The 17,164-nt window shown below is 61.8% G+C and carries 21 protein-coding genes and 1 pseudogene; all 22 read left to right on the top strand.

Annotation, left to right across the window (positions count from 1 at the left end; translation table 11 throughout):
* Nucleotides 1–8 precede the first annotated feature (8 nt).
* The 22 genes and pseudogenes from IFT99_RS05805 to IFT99_RS05705 all read left to right on the top strand — a co-directional run bounded on the left by IFT99_RS05805 (nucleotide 9) and on the right by IFT99_RS05705 (nucleotide 17,163).
* Entirely contained in the window at nucleotides 9–1,013 is a 1,005-nt protein-coding gene (locus tag IFT99_RS05805; protein WP_192130776.1) for a phage major capsid protein, P2 family, read from the top strand.
* A 2-nt stretch (nucleotides 1,014–1,015) separates the two neighbouring features.
* Nucleotides 1,016–1,720, top strand: a complete 705-nt coding sequence (locus IFT99_RS05800; protein ID WP_192130775.1) for a phage terminase small subunit — start codon at nucleotides 1,016–1,018, stop codon at nucleotides 1,718–1,720.
* 99 nt (nucleotides 1,721–1,819) lie between these two features.
* Nucleotides 1,820–2,287, top strand: coding sequence for a head completion/stabilization protein (locus IFT99_RS05795; RefSeq protein ID WP_192130774.1), 468 nt, complete (start codon nucleotides 1,820–1,822; stop codon nucleotides 2,285–2,287).
* Nucleotides 2,287–2,499: a tail protein X gene (locus IFT99_RS05790; RefSeq protein WP_192130773.1), complete on the top strand. Its 213-nt coding sequence runs from the start codon at nucleotides 2,287–2,289 to the stop codon at nucleotides 2,497–2,499. Before IFT99_RS05795 ends, IFT99_RS05790 begins: the two co-directional genes overlap by 1 nt.
* A gap of 62 nt (nucleotides 2,500–2,561) precedes the next feature.
* A complete protein-coding gene (locus IFT99_RS05785) occupies nucleotides 2,562–2,876 on the top strand; it encodes a phage holin, lambda family (protein ID WP_192131023.1) in 315 nt (104 codons plus the stop codon).
* Entirely contained in the window at nucleotides 2,873–3,712 is an 840-nt protein-coding gene (locus IFT99_RS05780) for an N-acetylmuramidase domain-containing protein (protein ID WP_192130772.1), read from the top strand. Before IFT99_RS05785 ends, IFT99_RS05780 begins: the two co-directional genes overlap by 4 nt.
* Nucleotides 3,709–3,915: a hypothetical protein gene (locus IFT99_RS05775; RefSeq protein ID WP_192130771.1), complete on the top strand. Its 207-nt coding sequence runs from the start codon at nucleotides 3,709–3,711 to the stop codon at nucleotides 3,913–3,915. Before IFT99_RS05780 ends, IFT99_RS05775 begins: the two co-directional genes overlap by 4 nt.
* Nucleotides 3,912–4,355, top strand: a complete 444-nt coding sequence (gene lysB, locus IFT99_RS26250) for an Rz-like lysis system protein LysB (protein WP_192130770.1) — start codon at nucleotides 3,912–3,914, stop codon at nucleotides 4,353–4,355. Before IFT99_RS05775 ends, lysB begins: the two co-directional genes overlap by 4 nt.
* Nucleotides 4,270–4,464 (top strand): annotated as a pseudogene (gene lysC / locus IFT99_RS26165) (Rz1-like lysis system protein LysC); the annotation flags it as partial. The gene lysB and the pseudogene lysC, both read left to right, overlap by 86 nt.
* A complete protein-coding gene (locus tag IFT99_RS05765; protein ID WP_192130769.1) occupies nucleotides 4,461–4,943 on the top strand; it encodes a phage tail protein in 483 nt (160 codons plus the stop codon). The pseudogene lysC and the gene IFT99_RS05765, both read left to right, overlap by 4 nt.
* Nucleotides 4,940–5,392, top strand: coding sequence for a phage virion morphogenesis protein (locus IFT99_RS05760; RefSeq protein WP_192130768.1), 453 nt, complete (start codon nucleotides 4,940–4,942; stop codon nucleotides 5,390–5,392). The genes IFT99_RS05765 and IFT99_RS05760 overlap by 4 nt, the downstream gene beginning before the upstream one ends.
* 74 nt (nucleotides 5,393–5,466) lie before the next feature.
* Nucleotides 5,467–6,012 (top strand): phage baseplate assembly protein V, encoded by a 546-nt coding sequence (locus IFT99_RS05755; protein ID WP_244656899.1) that lies wholly within the window; start codon nucleotides 5,467–5,469, stop codon nucleotides 6,010–6,012.
* A complete protein-coding gene (locus IFT99_RS05750; protein ID WP_110950433.1) occupies nucleotides 6,009–6,362 on the top strand; it encodes a GPW/gp25 family protein in 354 nt (117 codons plus the stop codon). Before IFT99_RS05755 ends, IFT99_RS05750 begins: the two co-directional genes overlap by 4 nt.
* Nucleotides 6,359–7,273, top strand: coding sequence for a baseplate J/gp47 family protein (locus tag IFT99_RS05745; RefSeq protein ID WP_192130766.1), 915 nt, complete (start codon nucleotides 6,359–6,361; stop codon nucleotides 7,271–7,273). Before IFT99_RS05750 ends, IFT99_RS05745 begins: the two co-directional genes overlap by 4 nt.
* Nucleotides 7,270–7,881, top strand: a complete 612-nt coding sequence (locus tag IFT99_RS05740; RefSeq protein WP_192130765.1) for a phage tail protein I — start codon at nucleotides 7,270–7,272, stop codon at nucleotides 7,879–7,881. The genes IFT99_RS05745 and IFT99_RS05740 overlap by 4 nt, the downstream gene beginning before the upstream one ends.
* The gene (locus IFT99_RS05735; RefSeq protein WP_192130764.1) at nucleotides 7,878–10,859 is read left to right on the top strand and encodes a phage tail protein; all 2,982 of its coding nucleotides are present in this window, start codon (nucleotides 7,878–7,880) and stop codon (nucleotides 10,857–10,859) included. The genes IFT99_RS05740 and IFT99_RS05735 overlap by 4 nt, the downstream gene beginning before the upstream one ends.
* Before the next feature lie 22 nt (nucleotides 10,860–10,881).
* Nucleotides 10,882–11,571, top strand: coding sequence for a tail fiber assembly protein (locus IFT99_RS05730; RefSeq protein WP_192130763.1), 690 nt, complete (start codon nucleotides 10,882–10,884; stop codon nucleotides 11,569–11,571).
* A gap of 115 nt (nucleotides 11,572–11,686) precedes the next feature.
* The gene (locus tag IFT99_RS05725; RefSeq protein ID WP_192130762.1) at nucleotides 11,687–12,859 is read left to right on the top strand and encodes a phage tail sheath protein; all 1,173 of its coding nucleotides are present in this window, start codon (nucleotides 11,687–11,689) and stop codon (nucleotides 12,857–12,859) included.
* Between the two features lie 50 nt (nucleotides 12,860–12,909).
* On the top strand, nucleotides 12,910–13,425 hold the full coding sequence (locus tag IFT99_RS05720; RefSeq protein ID WP_192130761.1) for a phage major tail tube protein: 516 nt from the start codon (nucleotides 12,910–12,912) through the stop codon (nucleotides 13,423–13,425).
* Between the two features lie 57 nt (nucleotides 13,426–13,482).
* Nucleotides 13,483–13,818 (top strand): phage tail assembly protein, encoded by a 336-nt coding sequence (locus IFT99_RS05715; RefSeq protein WP_192130760.1) that lies wholly within the window; start codon nucleotides 13,483–13,485, stop codon nucleotides 13,816–13,818.
* Between the two features lie 8 nt (nucleotides 13,819–13,826).
* Complete coding sequence (locus tag IFT99_RS05710) at nucleotides 13,827–13,946, top strand: GpE family phage tail protein (RefSeq protein ID WP_110950425.1); 120 nt, start codon at nucleotides 13,827–13,829, stop codon at nucleotides 13,944–13,946.
* A complete protein-coding gene (locus IFT99_RS05705) occupies nucleotides 13,939–17,163 on the top strand; it encodes a phage tail tape measure protein (protein ID WP_244656898.1) in 3,225 nt (1,074 codons plus the stop codon). Before IFT99_RS05710 ends, IFT99_RS05705 begins: the two co-directional genes overlap by 8 nt.
* Nucleotide 17,164: the final 1 nt, after the last annotated feature.

The raw sequence follows: 17,164 nt of genomic DNA, 5'->3' as shown, positions 1-17,164 counted from the left end.
AGAACACCATGCGTAACGAAACACGACTTGCCTTCAACGGCTTCAGCAAGCAGGTGGCACTGCTCAACGCCGTCGCCTCGGCGGCTGAGAAATTCACTGTCACTCCGACGGTGCAACAAACCCTCGAAACCGCCATCCAGGAATCGAGCGATTTCCTGAAACAGATCAACGTCATCGGCGTCGATGAGCAGGAAGGTGAAGCGATCCTGCTGGGCGTGGGTTCAACGATTGCTGGCCGTACCGATACCTCGGTCAAAGCTCGCGATCCGCGCAGCGTTGGCGCGCTGAAGACCGACACCTACAGCTGCAAGAAGACCGACTTCGACACCTACGTGAAGTACCAACTGCTCGATGCCTGGGCAAAGTTCAAGGATTTCCAGGCACGCCTGTCGGGCGCGATCGTCGGGCAGCAAGCACTCGACCGCATCATGATCGGTTTTAACGGGAAAACCGTTGCCGCCGACACCGACCGCGCCGCCCATCCATTGCTGGAAGACGTAAACATCGGCTGGCTTGAGAAGTACCGCACCAAAGCACCGGAGCGTGTTCTGAGCAGCGGCAAAGTTGCCGGCAAGATCACGATTGGCCCGAACGGCGACTACAAAACCCTCGATGGTTTGGTGTACGACGCGATCCAGTTGCTGGACCCGTGGCACCGCAAGCGTCCCGATCTGGTCGTTTTGGTCGACCGCAACCTCCTGCACTCCAAGTTCCTGGCGAACATCGAAGGCGCAGCAGACAACGAGAACGAGCTGGCTGCGGCCCGCATCCTTGCGAACGGCACCCTGGGCGGTCTGCCCTACGTTGATGCCCCGTTCTTCATTGACGGCGGTGTGTTCGTGACCACCCTCAAGAACCTGTCGATCTACTTCCAGATCGGCGCCCGTCGCCGCATGACCCGCGAAGAACCGGAGCGCGATCGCATCGCGGACTACCAGTCGTCGAACGAGGCTTACGTCGTCGAAGACTTCGGCCTGGGCGCTCTCGTCGAACACATCGAAGAGGCCAAGTGACCATGGGCCTTTCTCTCGCTCAACGTCACCGGCTGCAGGCGCTTGCGTCACAGGAAGCCGCTGCTGCTACGCCGTTGGTATCGATGGCGGGCGGAACGGCCTACGAAATGCAGCTGGCCCAGCTTCTCCAGGATCGTCTGCGCCTCAAGCAGATCCAGTCGAATGAAGGGAAAGCCTCGCTGAAGTTGCAGCTTCTGCCGGCCTATATCCCCTACGTCGACGGTGTGTTGTCTGCCGGCAACGGCGCCCAGGACGAAGTGCTGACGACGATCATGATCTGGCGCGTGGACGCCTCGGATTATGCCGGCGCGCTCCAAATTGCAGCGTATGTGTTGCAGCACAACCTGCTCATGCCTGACCGGTTCGAACGCACCACCGGCTGCCTGATTGCTGAAGAAATCGCGGAAGCGGCTTTGAAAGCACAGAAGACCAACGGGACGTTCGACCTCGCCATCTTGCACCGCGCAATGGAGTTGACCGCAGACCACGACATGCCCGACGAGGCCAGGGCGAAGCTGTACCTCGCAACCGGCCGCGCCACTGTGGCAGGTCTGGACGCGGATAACCCCGGCCAACCCGGTCAGGTAATGGCCGGCATTGAGCTGCTCAAACGTGCCATAGAGCTGAACAGCAGCTGCGGTGGCAAAAAAGACCTGGAAGGCGCCGAGCGCCTTCAGAAAAAGATTGCTCCCCCACCAGGGAGCTGACCGAGCGTACCCCGCAACCCCGGCGGCCCGAGGCTGATCAGCAGGTTCTCTCCTTTCCTTGCTGCGACGCCTCGGCCACCGCCGACTTAGGGCAGAAACATGAGCGGATTCATTGCCACTGGCACGAACACTACTGCCCCGTACCCCATCACGAACGACGGATTCTGGCCGGACATCGATGGCGCCCATGTGCGCGCATCTTTAAGGATCGATGGCAGCGTTACCGACGCGCGTCTTGAGGTAGCGATTGTCAACGCGCTGATTCAAGTCAACGGCGAGTTGAGCGCAGTCAAGAAAGGCTACAAAGCCGAAGGACACGACACGCTGGAAGCGGTACCAGCGGACGAGATCAAGGGCATCAGCCTGCTCGTCCACCTCTATCGCCGATCCATCTATTGCAGTGCCGGCGCCGAACTCACCGAGCGGTACCGCAGCTATGACACCTCGACCGAGGGCAACAAAAACGCTGACGAACTGACGCCGTCAGTCGACGAATACCGCCGCGATGCCCGGTTCGCGATTCGCGATCTGCTGGGTGTTCCGCACTCGACAGTGGAGCTCATCTGATGGCGACGATCGTGTATGCCCAACAGCACGACACCGTCGACGCGCTCTGCTGGCGGGTGTATGGCCGCACTACCGGCGTCACAGAGGCGGTGCTAAACGCAAACCCCGGCCTAGCGGATCTGGGCGCCGTCTTGCCACACGGCACGGCGGTAATCCTGCCGGACGTAGCCCCCCAGGCTCAGGTGCTGCAAATGGTGAATCTATGGGACTGATTCATCACACCACCTTCACGGATGACCTTCCCATTCCACCCTCAGATAGCGGATCAAAGCGCATGCCTGACAAACCGGATTCATGGGCCTGGTTCGCTGCCTGGCTCCAACAAAACTGGCCTGCGTTTTACGCAGGTGGACTGGCCGCCGTGATCGCGGCCCTACGCATCATGTACGGCGGCGGCACATGGCGACGGGTTCTGCTGGAGGCTCCTTTGTGCGGGCTGCTGGCCCTTTCGGCGAGCCACGGCCTGTCGCTGTTGGGCATCCCCACGACGACCGGTCCGTTCTTCGGTGGGGTGATCGGCCTGCTGGGCGTTGAAACCACGCGTGCCATTGCCAAATCTTTACTCAATCGCAAGGTGGAACAAGTATGAGCGTCTTACGTCACGGGAATCGCGGCCACGAAGTCCGCGTATTACAGCAACGCCTGAACCTTAAAGGCGCCGGGCTTAATCCTGACGGCATCTACGGCGATAGCACAGAGGCCGCGGTTCGCGATTACCAGCGCAAAGTTGGCCTGGTAATCGACGGTATAGCGGGCCAGAAGACGGTCATCGCCTTGTCCGGCAACAATTGCTCAAACCTCCTGCAGCACGCCTCCCTGGTGAGCGCGGCAGCGAGACTGGGCGTCGACCTCGCCGTAGTGATGGCTGTGAACGAAGTTGAAAGCCAGGGTAGCGGCTTCCTGGATAACGGCAAGCCGAAGATCCTATTCGAGCGCCATATCATGTACCGCCAGCTCGAAACCCCACGCACGCAGGAAGACGACGCAGCGGCGCTGAAAAAACATGCTGACCAACTAGCTGCCTCCCAGCCCAACCTGGTTAATCCCAAGGCCGGCGGGTATGCCGGCGGATCCGCCGAGCATCAGCGCCTGGCGAACGCGCGTTTGATCGACGACGTATGCGCGTTGGAATCGGCCAGTTGGGGCGCCTTCCAGGTGATGGGCTACCACGCGGTGCGGCTCGGCTACGGCAGCGTCCAGGACTTTGCGTCGCGCATGTCCATGAACGAAAACGAACAGTTCGAAGCCTTCGTGCGTTTCGTTGAAGCGGACGCGGGCCTGCTGAAGTCGTTGAAGGGCAAAAAGTGGGCTGCGTTCGCCAAGGAATACAACGGCCCGGACTACGCCCGGAATCTGTACGACACCAAGCTCGAACGCGCTTATCAGCGTCACGCTCTCGGTTGCCCAGTGCCGGAGGCCGCATGATCGATCGTCACCAAATCCGCAAGCTGAGCCCCGTCGACGGCGATATCTTCACGCTGCCGGCAAATACCCCCTTTGAACTCGCCCAGCACCTCGGTGAAGCGATCACGATCGCCAAGCCCGGCATCAAGGCCATCGTGATCTGTGCCGACCTTCGCCAGGCCGATGTGGCCGTGATGAATGCCGCCGGCTGGTACCGGAAATGAGCACGCTGCGCCAGGCGCTGTACGGGCTGGCGTTGCTCTGCGCTTTGGGGTTGTTGCTCTGGGCCCAGTCCGAGCGGATCGAGATCGCAGACAAAAACGTCGAGCTGGCCCAAGGCGCCACAACCGCCGCGCTCGGCAGGGCCACCCGTAGCGAAGCTGTGGCCGCCCAGATGACCGGCGCGCTGGTTGCAGAGCGAAAGGCGCAAGCGGCGCTGCGCCTCCTGCAGAACGACCTTCGCAAAGCGCTCTCAGATCGAAAGCAGACAATTGAGGACTTGAAACGTGAGAACGAAGAGCTTCGGCTATGGGCTGATCAGCCTCTCCCTGACGCTGCTCGCCGGCTGCGCGACCGCCCCGCCATCACCGGAGCCGCTGCTTATCGAGACTGGTTGTCCGGCCGTCGTGCCGTGCGTCCTGCCGGCGACGCGACCGCTCAGTAACGGCGCGCTTCTGGACGACCAGGACGCGATCGAGACGGCATGGGCTGACTGTGCGGCGCAAGTCGATACCGTCTATCAGCATCAGCTGGAACAGGCTCGGAAACCATGAACAAGCACGAATCACTGCGCGCGCACCTGCTCGCGGCCGTTCCGGATCTGGCGCAGAATCCTGACCGGCTGATGATCTTCATCGACAACGGGAAAATCCGCAGTACCGCCGCGTTTGGTCTGTCCTTCGAATACATCTACACGCTCAATCTGATTCTGACCGACTACGCAGGCCACCCCGATGCCGTCGCCATCCCTCTGCTGGCGTGGGTCCTGGTCAATCAGCGAGATCTGATGGAAAACGTCGATCGCAGCAAGGATTCGATCGTTTTCGAGGCGGATGTCCTGGACAACAGCAAGGTCGACCTGTCGATCAAACTGCCGCTAACCGAGCGGGTAATCGTCAAACGCCAGGACGATGGAACCCTGCAGGTCAGTCATCCGCCCGAGCCCGTCGTTGCCGACGATCCGTTCGACCTCGAAAACCTCGATCTCTTCACATCAGACGGGGTGTTCATCACGCGCTGGAACCGCCCATGAGCCAGGACCTTCGCGCCCTGGAACAATGGGCCAGCGTACTGCTGGCGAAATTAAGCGATGCCGAGCGCCGAAAACTGCTCGGCACGATGGCCCGTGATCTGCGGCGCAGCCAGCAGAAGCGGGTGACAGCCCAGTGCAATCCGGACGGTAGTTCGTTCGTGCCTCGTAAGCCAAAGGATCTGCGCGGAAAGAAGGGGCGCGTCAAAACGAAGATGTTCACCAAGCTTAAAACCGCGCGCTACCTGCGCACGGAAAACAACGCCGGCGGCTTCTCGATCGGCTTTGTCGGTCGCGTTGGACGGATCGCACGAATCCACCAGTACGGACTGCGCGACCGGCCGGCCAAAGGTCAAGCAGACGTGCAGTACGACACCCGAGAACTGCTGGGTTTCTCCGGTGAAGAGCTGGAAACGATCCGGAATTCGCTGATCGATCACCTCGCCGGCTAACGCCGCCTTGTAGCCCCCCCTCCTACACCGTCCCGGTGATGCGGCACGCACGCGCGAGCCGCACCATCTGCGTCATGGACTCCCTCACTGATGTAATTCGACGCCTAGAAAACCTGATCCGCGCCGGCACCATTGCCGCGATCGATCCGGCGATCCCTCGTTGCCAAGTAAAAACCGGGGGCCTGCTCACGGACTGGTTGCCGTTCTACACGCTGCGTGCCGGCGAGGACAGTGACTGGGATCCGCCAAGCATCAATGAGCAGTGCCTGGTGCTTTCGCTCTCCGGCAATCCAGCCCATGGCTTTGTTATCGCCGGCTTCAACAGCGACCTCTTCCCTTCGCCTGATCAGAGCCTCACCCGCCGTCGCCGCCGGTACCGCGACGGCGCGACCGTGGATTACGACACCGAAACCCACACCCTGACCGCAACGCTGCCAGACGGCGGCAAGGCGGTGCTGGTTGCGCCCGGCGGCGTACACATCACGGGCGACGTAGTGATCGAGGGCCTTGTGACTGTCAGCCAGGACGTCGTTGCGGGGCCGTTGGGAATCAGCCTGGTCAACCACCGAACGGCGGGCGTGAAGCGCGGCAACGAAGTTTCGGATGGGCCCATCCCATGATCGGCATGAACAGCAAAAACGGTAAGACGTTGACCGGCAGCGCGCATCTTGCTCAATCCATCAGCGACATTCTGAGCACGCCGCTGGGCACGCGAATCATGCGCCGGGACTACGGCAGCCAGCTGGCTGACCTCGTCGACTGGCCGTTGAACAACGCAACCAAGCTACAGGCGTATGCCGCCGTCGCGATCGCGTTGATGCGCTGGGAACCTCGCATTCGGCTGAGCCGGGTGCAGTTGTCACTCGGCGAGCAGCCCGGGCAAGCAATCCTCGACATCGAAGGCGCTGTGGTCGACACCAACGAACCTCTCAGCCTCCGCGTACCCCTGAGCCTGGGAGCGTCTGCATGAACACCTTTACTCCTATCGATCTGACCCTGCTGCCCGACCCGGACGTGGTCGAGCGCATTGATTACGAAGAGATCCTGGCCGAGCGCAAAGCATATGCCGTCACCCTCTGGCCGGCCGATCAGCAGGCGGAAGTCGCGGCAACCCTGGCCCTTGAGTCGGAGCCACTCACAAAGTTGCTTCAGGAGAATGCCTACCGCGAGACGCTGTGGCGTCAGCGGGTCAACGAAGCGGCACTTGGCACCATGCTCGCCAAGGCCAAAGGCAAAGATCTGGAACAGGCGGCGGCGAACATGGACGTCGAGCGACTCACCGTGGCGCCGGCTGACCCGAGCACGATTCCTCCGACCCCCGCTGTGATGGAATCGGATGACAGCCTGCGCGAGCGAGCGCAGATGGCATGGGAAGGTCTATCAACGGCAGGCCCGAAAAACAGCTACATCCTGCATGCCCGCAGCGCTGACGGTCGTATCGCAGACGCCACCGCCGAGAGCCCCTCCCCGGCCGTTGCAGTGGTGACAGTGCAGGCGCTCCTGGGCGACGGCTCCGTCGACCAGGCCGTGCTCGATATCGTCTATGCCTACCTGAGCGATGAAGACCGGCGCCCGGTGGCTGATCGGCTGACCGTCCAATCCGCCGAGGTGTTGCAGTACGGCGTCGACGCGACGCTATATCTCGCTACCAATGGTCCCGAAGGCGAGCCGATCCGCGCTGCAGCCCAGCAAAAGCTCTCGGGGTTCGTCACCCAGCGTCGCCGCTTGGGGGTTGAGATTTCGGAATCCGCAGTCCATGCGGCGCTGCATGTTGAGGGCGTCCGCAAGGTCGTCCTGCACAACTGGACAGACATCAAGCCGACGCCATACCAGGCGGCCTATTGCACCAGCGTCAGCGTCGTGGTCGGTACCGAACTATGACGCCCCTCTTACCGCCCAACGCCCGATCGCTGGAGCAGCTGGCCGCCTCGGCATTGCAGCAGATCGAGCGCGTCCCGATCCCTATCCGTGACCTATCCAACCCTGATCGGTGCCCACTTGCACTGCTGCCCTACCTCGCGTGGGCATTTTCGGTCGATCGATGGGACGAGCGCTGGCCGGAGGCGATTAAGCGCAAGGTCATCAAGTCTTCGTACTTCGTGCATTCCCGCAAAGGAACGATCGGCGCGTTGCGCCGGGTCGTGGAACCGCTGGGTTACCTGCTCGATGTCCAGGAGTGGTGGCAGCTCATGCCCGAGGGCGTCCCAGGCACGTTCCAGCTGAAAGTCGGCGTTCTGGACACGGGCATCACTGACGAGATGTACCAGGAGCTGAGCGCGCTGATCGAAGACGCCAAGCCCCTCACCCGCCATTTGATCGGGCTGGCTATCAGCCTCGAAACCAACGGCCGCACCTATCTGAGCGCCTCTATCAGCGAGGGCGATGTAATTGACGTTCACCCACCGCAACAGCGAGACATCGATGTCTCGGGTGTGATCGGCCGGGGTGGGCGCGAAACCACTATTGACACCCTGGACGTGTATTCATGACTGACCAAACCTCGCAGTTCTTTGCCATCCTCACGAATATCGGCGTCGCAAAGCAGGCCAACGCAGACGCGCTCGGCATCGCCTGGAAGATCACCCAGATGGGGGTGGGTGACGCCAACGGCACGGATCCGCAACCTGATGCCAAGCAGAAGTCGCTGATCCGGGAATGGCGCCGCGCGCCGCTCAATGAGCTCAAGCAAGACCCAAGCAACCCGGCCATCATCATCGCCGAGCAGGTCATCCCTGCAGAGATTGGCGGCAACTGGATCCGCGAGATCGGCCTATATGATGCTGACGGCGACCTGGTGGCCGTAGCGAACTGCGCGCCTTCTTATAAGCCAACGCTTGCGCAGGGATCCGGCCGCACACAAGTGGTCCGCATGAACCTGATTGTCAGTAACACGGCCAGCGTCGAGTTGAAGATCGACCCAAGCGTGGTACTCGCCACGCGGGAATTCGTCTTGAGCGAGCTCGCCAAGCAGGACTTCAAGAGTTCGGTGATGGCGTGCGCCCCGGGTAGCATCGTGCTGAGCGGACTGCAGACCATCGACGGCGTGGCCGTACCGGCAGGCAAGCGCGTTTTGGCTCCCTTTCAGACCGCCGCCAAGGATCGCGGGATCTGGGTTACCTCGGCGAATGCATGGGCCCGTGCAACGGATGCAGACACCAATGACGACGTGACGCCAGGTATGCTGGTTTTGGTTGAGCAAGGCACGCTGTACGGCGACAGCGCCTGGCAATTGGTCACTGACGCACCGATTACCCTGGGCGTGACCGCGCTGACGTTTGAGATGGCATGGGGCCGGACCGGCGTTGCCCCGGGCGAATACCGCAGCGTCACGGTCGACAATTACGGGCGCGTTCTGGCGGCCCACAACCCGACGACTGTGGCCGGCTACGGTCTGACGGATGTCTACACCAAGACGCAGATCGACAGCGCGCTACAGGCCAAGGCGAACACGGCCAGCCCGACTTTCACCGGTATTGCGAAGGCCCCGACGCCGGCGGTATCGAACAACAGCGATCAGATCGCGACGACGGCGTTCGTTCAGGCCATGTTCACCTCGCTGGTCGGCGCGGCGCCGGAGACGCTGAACCAGATCAACGAAATCGCGGCGGCGATGGGGAATGATCCGAACTTTGCAGCCACGGTGATGACCGCGATGGCCAAGCTGGCGCCGCTGCTGTCTCCGGTGCTTACTGGTGATCCGAAGGCACCGACCCCGGCGCTGGGCGACAACGACACCAGCATTGCCACGACCGCATTTGTGCAGGCTGCTTTGCGCGCTTTCGGCATCGGCTCGGCGGACAACGGAACCGGCAACACGCTGGACTTTAACCAGGCGCCCTGGGGCTCGTTCATCAAGGCCGAAGGCGTCGAGTCGGACGCAGCACTATACAACCGGCCGGTAACCGGTGCGGCGGGTAATGCGCCGGTTTGCTTCGACGTGCTGACGTTCGGTCTGGCGGGGCGAACTACCCAGCACGCCACGCAACTGTTTGCCCCGGGCGGTCGCGGCCGGACGTTTACTCGCGTGCAGCACGACTCGACGTGGTTTCCGTGGCGCGAAATCGCCATGACCGATTCGCCGGCGCTTCTCGGTGCGCCGACGGCCCCGACGGTTCCGTTCAATACGGAAAATGCCCAGCTGGCGAACATGCAGGCCCTTGGCGATGCGAAGCAAGGCTGGCGAGGCGTGGGCATTGGCTACACCGCGTCGGCGGTGCTTAACCCTACTTCCGTTGGGCGCTGGCATCGGGTGACGGTGGCAGGCGTTACGCTAACGCTGCCGTCCAAGTCAGAAGTGGAGGCGGGCAAGGCGCTGGCTATTCACAACGCCTCGGCCGGTAATATAACGATCAAGGCAACCGGGACGGAGGTTATTGCGATTCCCGGGGGCGGTTCCTCGATGACGCTGGCGCCCAACGAGTGGGTGCAGTTTGCGTACAACTCCGACGCCATTTACTTACCGGGCGGTCGCGGAAAGCTGGTTGAGACCGCTGCGATTGATTCGCCGGTGTTTATCGGTGATCCGAGAGCACCGACCGCGCCCGTGGGTGACAGCGACACCACGATTGCCACGACAGCGTTTGTACAGATGGCGCTCGCGGCTTTCGGTGTCGGGACGTGGACCGGCCCGCTCTCAGCCGACTTGAACACGACCATACTGGGAGGGTTCTTTCGTACCAACAGTGCAACGGCAAACTCGCCGCTTACCGGGAACATGTCGGGAATCGTGATTCCCTACAACAACGGCGGTTGCATGCAGATCGCGGCGCTGCTGTCGAGTAATACGGCCATGGCAAGGATCTACTTCAGGACTCAATCGTCCGGGGCATGGTCGGCGTGGAAAGAGTTCGGGGTTACCGATAGTCCTGTGTTGCTTGGGAATCCAACAGGCCCAACCCCGGCGCCCGGTGACAGCAGCAAGTCGCTGGCCACTACTGAGTTTGTCCGCAGCGCTGCGGGCGACATGGTGGGCATGGTGGGCATGTTTGCCATGCCTACACCGCCAGACGGATGGCTCAAGCGAAACGGGGCGGCAGTATCGCGCACCACCTACGCGGCTCTGTTCGCAAGAATCGGCACGCTTTGGGGCGCAGGCGATGGGTCGACGACCTTTAACCTGCCCGATGCTCGCGGCTACTTCGACCGTGCATGGGATGACGCGCGGGGCATCGACCCGAACCGCGCCTTTGCTACCAATCAGGCCACGCAGAACCAAAGCCACGGGCACAGCGGCACCGCCTTGAGTGCTGGGGCGCACACCCATAACACGACGTTTGTCAGAGAAATGATCTACGCACCTGACGCGGGTTCCGGCAACGCCGTTTTGGGTGACCAGCTGGGCGATGGGTATCAATACATGACGTCAGATTCGGCGGGCGCGCACACGCATACGTTGAGCATTGCCGCCTCTGGTGGCAATGAGTCACGGCCGCCTAACCAAGCGTATCTGGCGTGCATCAAGTTCTGATTAACAGCGAGTGGAAATTCAAATGACCGAAGGTAAAGAGAGCCTGATGCCGCCTGCAGTTGAGGCGCCTGTAGGACGTTGGTGGGAGCAAGACGGCGTTTTCGCCCCCACCGTCTGCCACGTATCGCCGTTGACTGGCGAATTTATGGGAATGGGCGTTGCCGATCCGAGCCCATTAGAACCAGGTGTATGGCTCATGCCGGCGCATACATACCAGGGCGACGCGCCAATCGTGTTCCCAGGGTGTGCGGCGGTCCGAGGCGACGCTGATGGCATGTGGCATCAAGTGCCCGACTATCGAGGCAAAACCGTTTACGACAAAGACACTCGGGCCGCGAGCAAGCATCAAGAGCTCGGCGAGCTCCCGGAACTCTTCACGCTTTCTGCGCCCTCCTCTGACTTCGATGTCTGGCAAGGTGGGCAATGGGTGCTCGATGTCGCAGCCAAAAATGCGGCGTTGACGAATCTGGCTGGATTGAAGAAAGCGCTGCTAGCTCAGTGTGCCGGCAGCGTGATTTCGACCCTGCAATACGCGGTGGACAAGGGCATCGCCGACGAAGCAGAGATAGAGCTGCTGGATGCTTGGCGAACGTACACCGTTACATTGGGCCGAGTCGCACCAGGGCCCGATGTCGTGTGGCCCGTCAGTCCGGATGACCCTGCAACCGTCGCATTCCTCCAATCGCGCGGCTACGACGACGTCGCCGTTTAACCGTATGGGCTTGCAACTCGCCTTGTGAGCCCTTTCCCTACAAGCCCCCCCGCTACATTCCTCGACGCGCGCGCGTCAACCTGCGCTCTACCGCCATCAACGCGCAGGATCCCCCATGCCATCCGATTATCATCACGGCGTCCGAGTCGTCGAAATCAACGAGGGCTCACGCCCTGTACGCACAGTCGCCACCGCCGTGATCGGCATGGTCTGCACCGCCGAAGACGCGGATGCGGCGACCTTCCCGCTCAATAAGCCCGTGCTTCTGACTGACGTGCTGACCGCCAGCGGCAAAGCCGGCGGGAAAGGCACTCTTGCACGAAGCCTGGATGCGATCGCCGATCAGTCCAGCCCTGTCACTGTCGTCGTGCGTGTCGCCGAGGGCGCAGACGCCGCCGCCACCAGCTCCAATGTGATCGGCGGCGTGAATGCCAATGGTCAGTACACAGGTTTGAAAGCGCTCCTGGCCGCAGAGGCCCAGTTGGGCGTTCGTCCCCGCATTTTGGGTGTTCCTGGTCTGGACAGCCTCCCGGTGGCTACCGAGCTGGTCGCTATCGCTCAGAAGCTTCGCGGGTTTGCGTACGCCAATGCCTGGAACTGCGAAACAGTCTCTGAGGCCATCGCCTACCGCGAGAACTTCGGCGCCCGCGAGCTGATGACCATCTGGCCCGACTTCATCAACTTCGACACCGCGCTGAACGCCGACGCTACCGCATCTGCCGTAGCGCGCGCATTGGGCCTGCGAGCGAAGATCGATCAGCAAGTGGGCTGGCACAAGACCATCTCCAACATCGCGGTCAATGGCGTCGCCGGTTTGAGCAAGGACGTGTACTGGGACTTGCAGAGCCCCGACACCGATGCAGGGCTGCTGAACGCCGCTGACGTGACCACGCTGATTCGCCGCGACGGCTTCCGCTTCTGGGGCTCGCGCACCTGCAGCGACGATCCGCTGTTCGCCTTCGAGAATTACACGCGAACCGCCCAGGTACTGGCCGACACGATGGCCGAGAACCACTTCTGGGCCGTGGACAAGCCGATGCACCCGAGCCTGGTGCGCGACATCGTTGAAGGCATCAACGCCGCATTCCGTGACCTGGTGCGCCAGGGGTATCTGATCGGCGGCGAGTGCTGGTACGACGAGGCCGCAAACGACAAGGACACCCTCAAGGCCGGCAAGCTCTTCCTGGACTACGACTACACGCCCGTACCGCCGCTGGAGAACTTGGGCCTGCGTCAGCGCATCACCGATCGGTACCTGGTCGACTTCGCCAGCCGCGTAAACGGCTGATCCCTTATTGAATAGCGCGGCCACGGCCGCGCCTGCAGGAGAGCGCCACTATGGCTCTGCCCAAAAAGCTCAAGAACATGAACCTGTACAACGACGGCGTCAGCTACGTCGGCCAGTGCAAGACCGTCACCCTGCCGAAGCTGGGCCGCAAGCTGGAAGCCTGGCGCGGCGGCGGTATGGATGGCCCGGTGAAGGTCGACCTCGGCCACAGCGACGACGGTATCTCGATGGAATGGACGCTCGGCGGCTGGGACCTCACCGCACTGCGCCAATACGGCGCCGTATCTGTCAGCGGCGTCCAGTTGCGATGGGCTGGATCGGTCCAGCGGGACGATGACGAGCAGGTATCTGCTGTGGAAGTGGTTGTTCGCGGCCGGCATGAAGAGATCGACATGGGCGACTCGGAAGGCGGCGAAGACACCGAGCACAAATTCAACACCGCCTGCAGCTACTACAAGCTGACGATCGACGGAAACGTCGAGGTGGAAATCGACCTGCTCAACTTCATTTTCGTCGTCAACGGCGAGGACAGGCTCGCCGCACACCGAAAGGCGATCGGCCTGTAAGCACGCCTTAACGCGCCGGCTCTCCCGGCGCTTCACCCTCCTTAACGAGTACCAATTATGACCACCACCGAGACCGCCAACGAAATCACCGCCGTCGAGCCGAACCCGAACACCATCATTCTGGACAGCCCGATCAAGCGCGGATCGTCCGAGATCAACGAGGTCACTCTTCGCAAACCCATGGCAGGCGAACTGCGCGGGGTGACGCTGACTGACCTTCTGCAAATGGACGTCCTGGCCCTGCGCAAAGTACTGCCGCGCATCACGAACCCGACCTTGACCGAACACGAAATCGGCCAAATGGATCCTGCCGACCTGGTGCAGCTGGCGAGCCTGGTAACTGGTTTTTTGTTGCCGAAGTCGGCGAAGGCGGATGCGTCCCTCGTTGCGTAGATGACGCAATGGCGGACATCGCCGTGATTTTCCACTGGGGACCAGCGGCGATGGATCCGCTGTCCCTGACCGAGCTGATGGACTGGCGCGAACGCGCCCGCGTGCGAAGTGGGGCTAAGGATGAGTGACAAGCTGCGGCTGGAAGTACTGCTGTCGGCGATCGACAAGGTAACTGGCCCCCTGAAACAGATCAGCGCCGGGAGTACTTCCACTTCGCGCGCGCTCAAAGCGGCCCGGGACCAGCTCAGAGAGCTGAACGCCCAACAGTCCAATATCTCCACCTACACACGTCAGAAGGAGGCCGTTCGGCAGTCCTCCGAAGAGCTCGCCAAGGCGCAGAACAGATTGCGCGCGCTGCGCGAGCAGCTGCAGGGCATGGACGCGCCCACCGCCGCCTTCCAGAAATCGTTCGTCAACGCGAGCAGCGCTGTCGAAAAGCTGACCAACAAACATAGTGCCCAGCGATCCGAGCTGCAGCGGCTTATCCCGCTGATGCGATCGACGGGCGCTGACACCCGCAACCTCGGAGCCACCGAGCGCCGTCTAAAGAGCGAGATCGAGGCGGCGAACATCGCCATCCAATCGCAGAAAGACCGGCTATCCGCGCTCGCCAAGCAGCAGGAGCGCGTGTCACGAGCACAGAAGAACTATTCCAAGGGCAAGGAATTAGCCGGCAACGCGGCCGTGGCGGGCGCGAGTGCGGGCGCAGTCGGCGCCGCCGCTGGCATGCCAATTCTGAGCATGGTCAAAAACTACGCCTCCTACGAAGACGCCATGGCAGGCGTCGCGAAGCAAGTCAGCGGCGCCCGGGATGACAATGGGCAACTGACAGCGACCTATTACGAAATGGGCGCGGCCATCAAGAAGATGTCCGAGACCATCCCCATGGCGACGACCGATATCGCCGCCCTGGTGGAAGGGGGCGCCAGGATGGGCGTCGAAGGTAAAGACAATCTGCTCGAGTTCGCGCGCGTGGCGGCGACAGCGGCAACTGCCTTCGAATTGCCGGCCGAGCAAGTTGGCGAAAACCTTGCGCGAATTGCCCAGCTTTACCATCTGCCGATCAAGAACGTCAGCCAGTTGGGTGATGCGATCAACTACCTCGACGACAACGCCATGTCCAAGGGCAAAGACATCATCGACGTGATGCAGCGCACTGCAGGCGTCACGGCCTCGGTCGGGATGTCGTTCAAGGATGCGGCGGCGCTGGGCTCCACGTTTCTGACACTGGGGGCATCGTCAGAGATCGCAGCAACTGCAACGAACGCCATGATTCGCGAGCTGGCTATCGCCACCCAGCAGCCCAAGCGCTTCGTCAAAGGTCTGCAGGCGATCGGGCTGGAAGCGAAATCCGTCCAGGACGGCATGACCAAAGACGCCACCGGCACGATTCAAAAGGTGCTGGAGGCAGTCAATAAGCTGCCGAAAAACAAGCAGCTGGGGGTCATGACTCAACTGTTCGGTAAAGAATACGGGGACGATGCCGCCAAGCTCGCGTCGAACCTGGGCGAATATAAGCGCCAGCTCGATCTAGTGAATGGCGCAAAAGCCGCGCCTAAACGCGACGGCTCGATGCAGCGCGAGGGCGACATTCGGGCCGACCTGCTTTCAGCTCGCTGGCAGATGGCACAAAACCGCATGTTCAACCTGAGCAGCGCGCTCGGCGCCACCTTGCGGCCGGCACTGATCGAGCTGGTCAACGGTTTGAACGGTGTCATGGCGCGCCTCACGGCCTGGGCAGACGCCAACCCTGGCCTAGTACTGGGTATTCTGAAAGTTGTCGCCGGCATCGCCGCTCTGTCGATCGGATTCAGCTCTGTCGCGCTCGCCCTGGCGACCACGCTCGGCCCTTTCCTGGCGGTGCGCTACGGTTTGTCGCTGATTGGGATCAAGCTGCCGTCGCTCATTGGGATGATGATTAACCTGGGGTCAAAGGTGCTGCCATTTGTGGGGCAGGCTTTCATGTGGCTCGGCCGGCTGTTTTTGACCAACCCGATCGGCCTGGCCATCTCCGCGATCGCACTCGCGGCATACCTGATCTATGCCAACTGGGACAAGGTGAAAACCTACTTCGCAAGCGCCTGGGAGGAAATCAAACAGGGCTTCAGCGGGGGCATCGGAAGCATCCTGAAGACGATCGCAAATTTCAGCCCGATCGGCCTGATCTATCAGGCGTTCGCGGCGGTGATGAGCTACATGGGTGTTGAGCTGCCCAACCGGTTCACTGAATTCGGCGGAATGATCATGACCGGCCTAGTCAACGGCATCCGGAACGCCATGGGCAGCGTGAAGACAGCTATTTCCGATGCCGGTACCGAAACGATCAGTTGGTTCAAGGAAAAGCTCGGGATTCACAGCCCGTCGCGGGTGTTTGCCGAGCTCGGTGGCTTCACCATGGCCGGTCTTGCACAGGGGCTGACTCAGACACAGAGCGGCCCGCTCGAGGCGGTTGCGACCATTGCAAAGCGCGTCGCTCAAGCCGGCACTATCACGATCGGCACCAACGTGACGCCACCTGCAGCACTGCCAAGGGCGCCGGTGCTTCCTGCTGTTTCAGGGGCTCCTGCCCCGGGTAAATCGCAGGGGCTACTGTCCAGCATCACCGACGCGGGGAAGACGATGGCGAACGCCGGGCTGAGTGCGATCACAGCGCTGTCGTCTGCCGCGTCGCAAGCCGGCCTATCTAACACGCCTGCCAGCATGGTACTGAGCGTGGTGTCGACCTTGGGCAAGAGCTTGGCGCAACTGGGTGGGACGCCGAATCAAGCTGCACCCGCCCAAACGATGCTGCCGGTCCAGGGCGCGCCAGAGAGTGCGGCCGGAACGCCGCTGATCCAACCCCAGCCGAGCCTGTGGGCGACACAACCCATCCAGAAACCCCGCGACGGAGCTGCTGTAACGCAGGCCCCGGCCGCACCTAAAACGTCGCCCGACATGCTCGGGGTGCTTGTAGGCATTGGGAAGCGAGTCGCGCAGGTCGGGCAAATCGCGATCGGGATGGCCGGAGCAGGTCGCCCGGCCGGCGCGGCCCCTTCCGAGGCACCTGAAGGCTTTGGAGTGCTCGATGCAATCAGCGTGATGGGCAAGAACTTGACTCAAGCAGGAGCCATCGCAGTGGGAATGACCGCAGCGCCGGCATCCATTGCCGTCGACAGCCGGCCACCTATCGCCTCAGTCGCGCCACAGCCGGTCGTGCAATCGGCCCCGGACCATATCGAAATCAACATTCACGCAGCCCCGGGAATGGATGCGGCCGCAATCGCCCGAGCGGTTTCTGCCGAGCTGGATAAACGTCAAAACGCAAAGCGGGCTCGGGCACGTAGTTCGCTGTATGACCAGGAGTAAA

The sequence above is a fragment of the Pseudomonas sp. CFBP 8772 genome (assembly GCF_014841665.1).
Lineage (GTDB): Bacteria > Pseudomonadota > Gammaproteobacteria > Pseudomonadales > Pseudomonadaceae > Aquipseudomonas > Aquipseudomonas graminis_B.
This window is presented reverse-complemented; position numbering and strand designations above follow the sequence as displayed.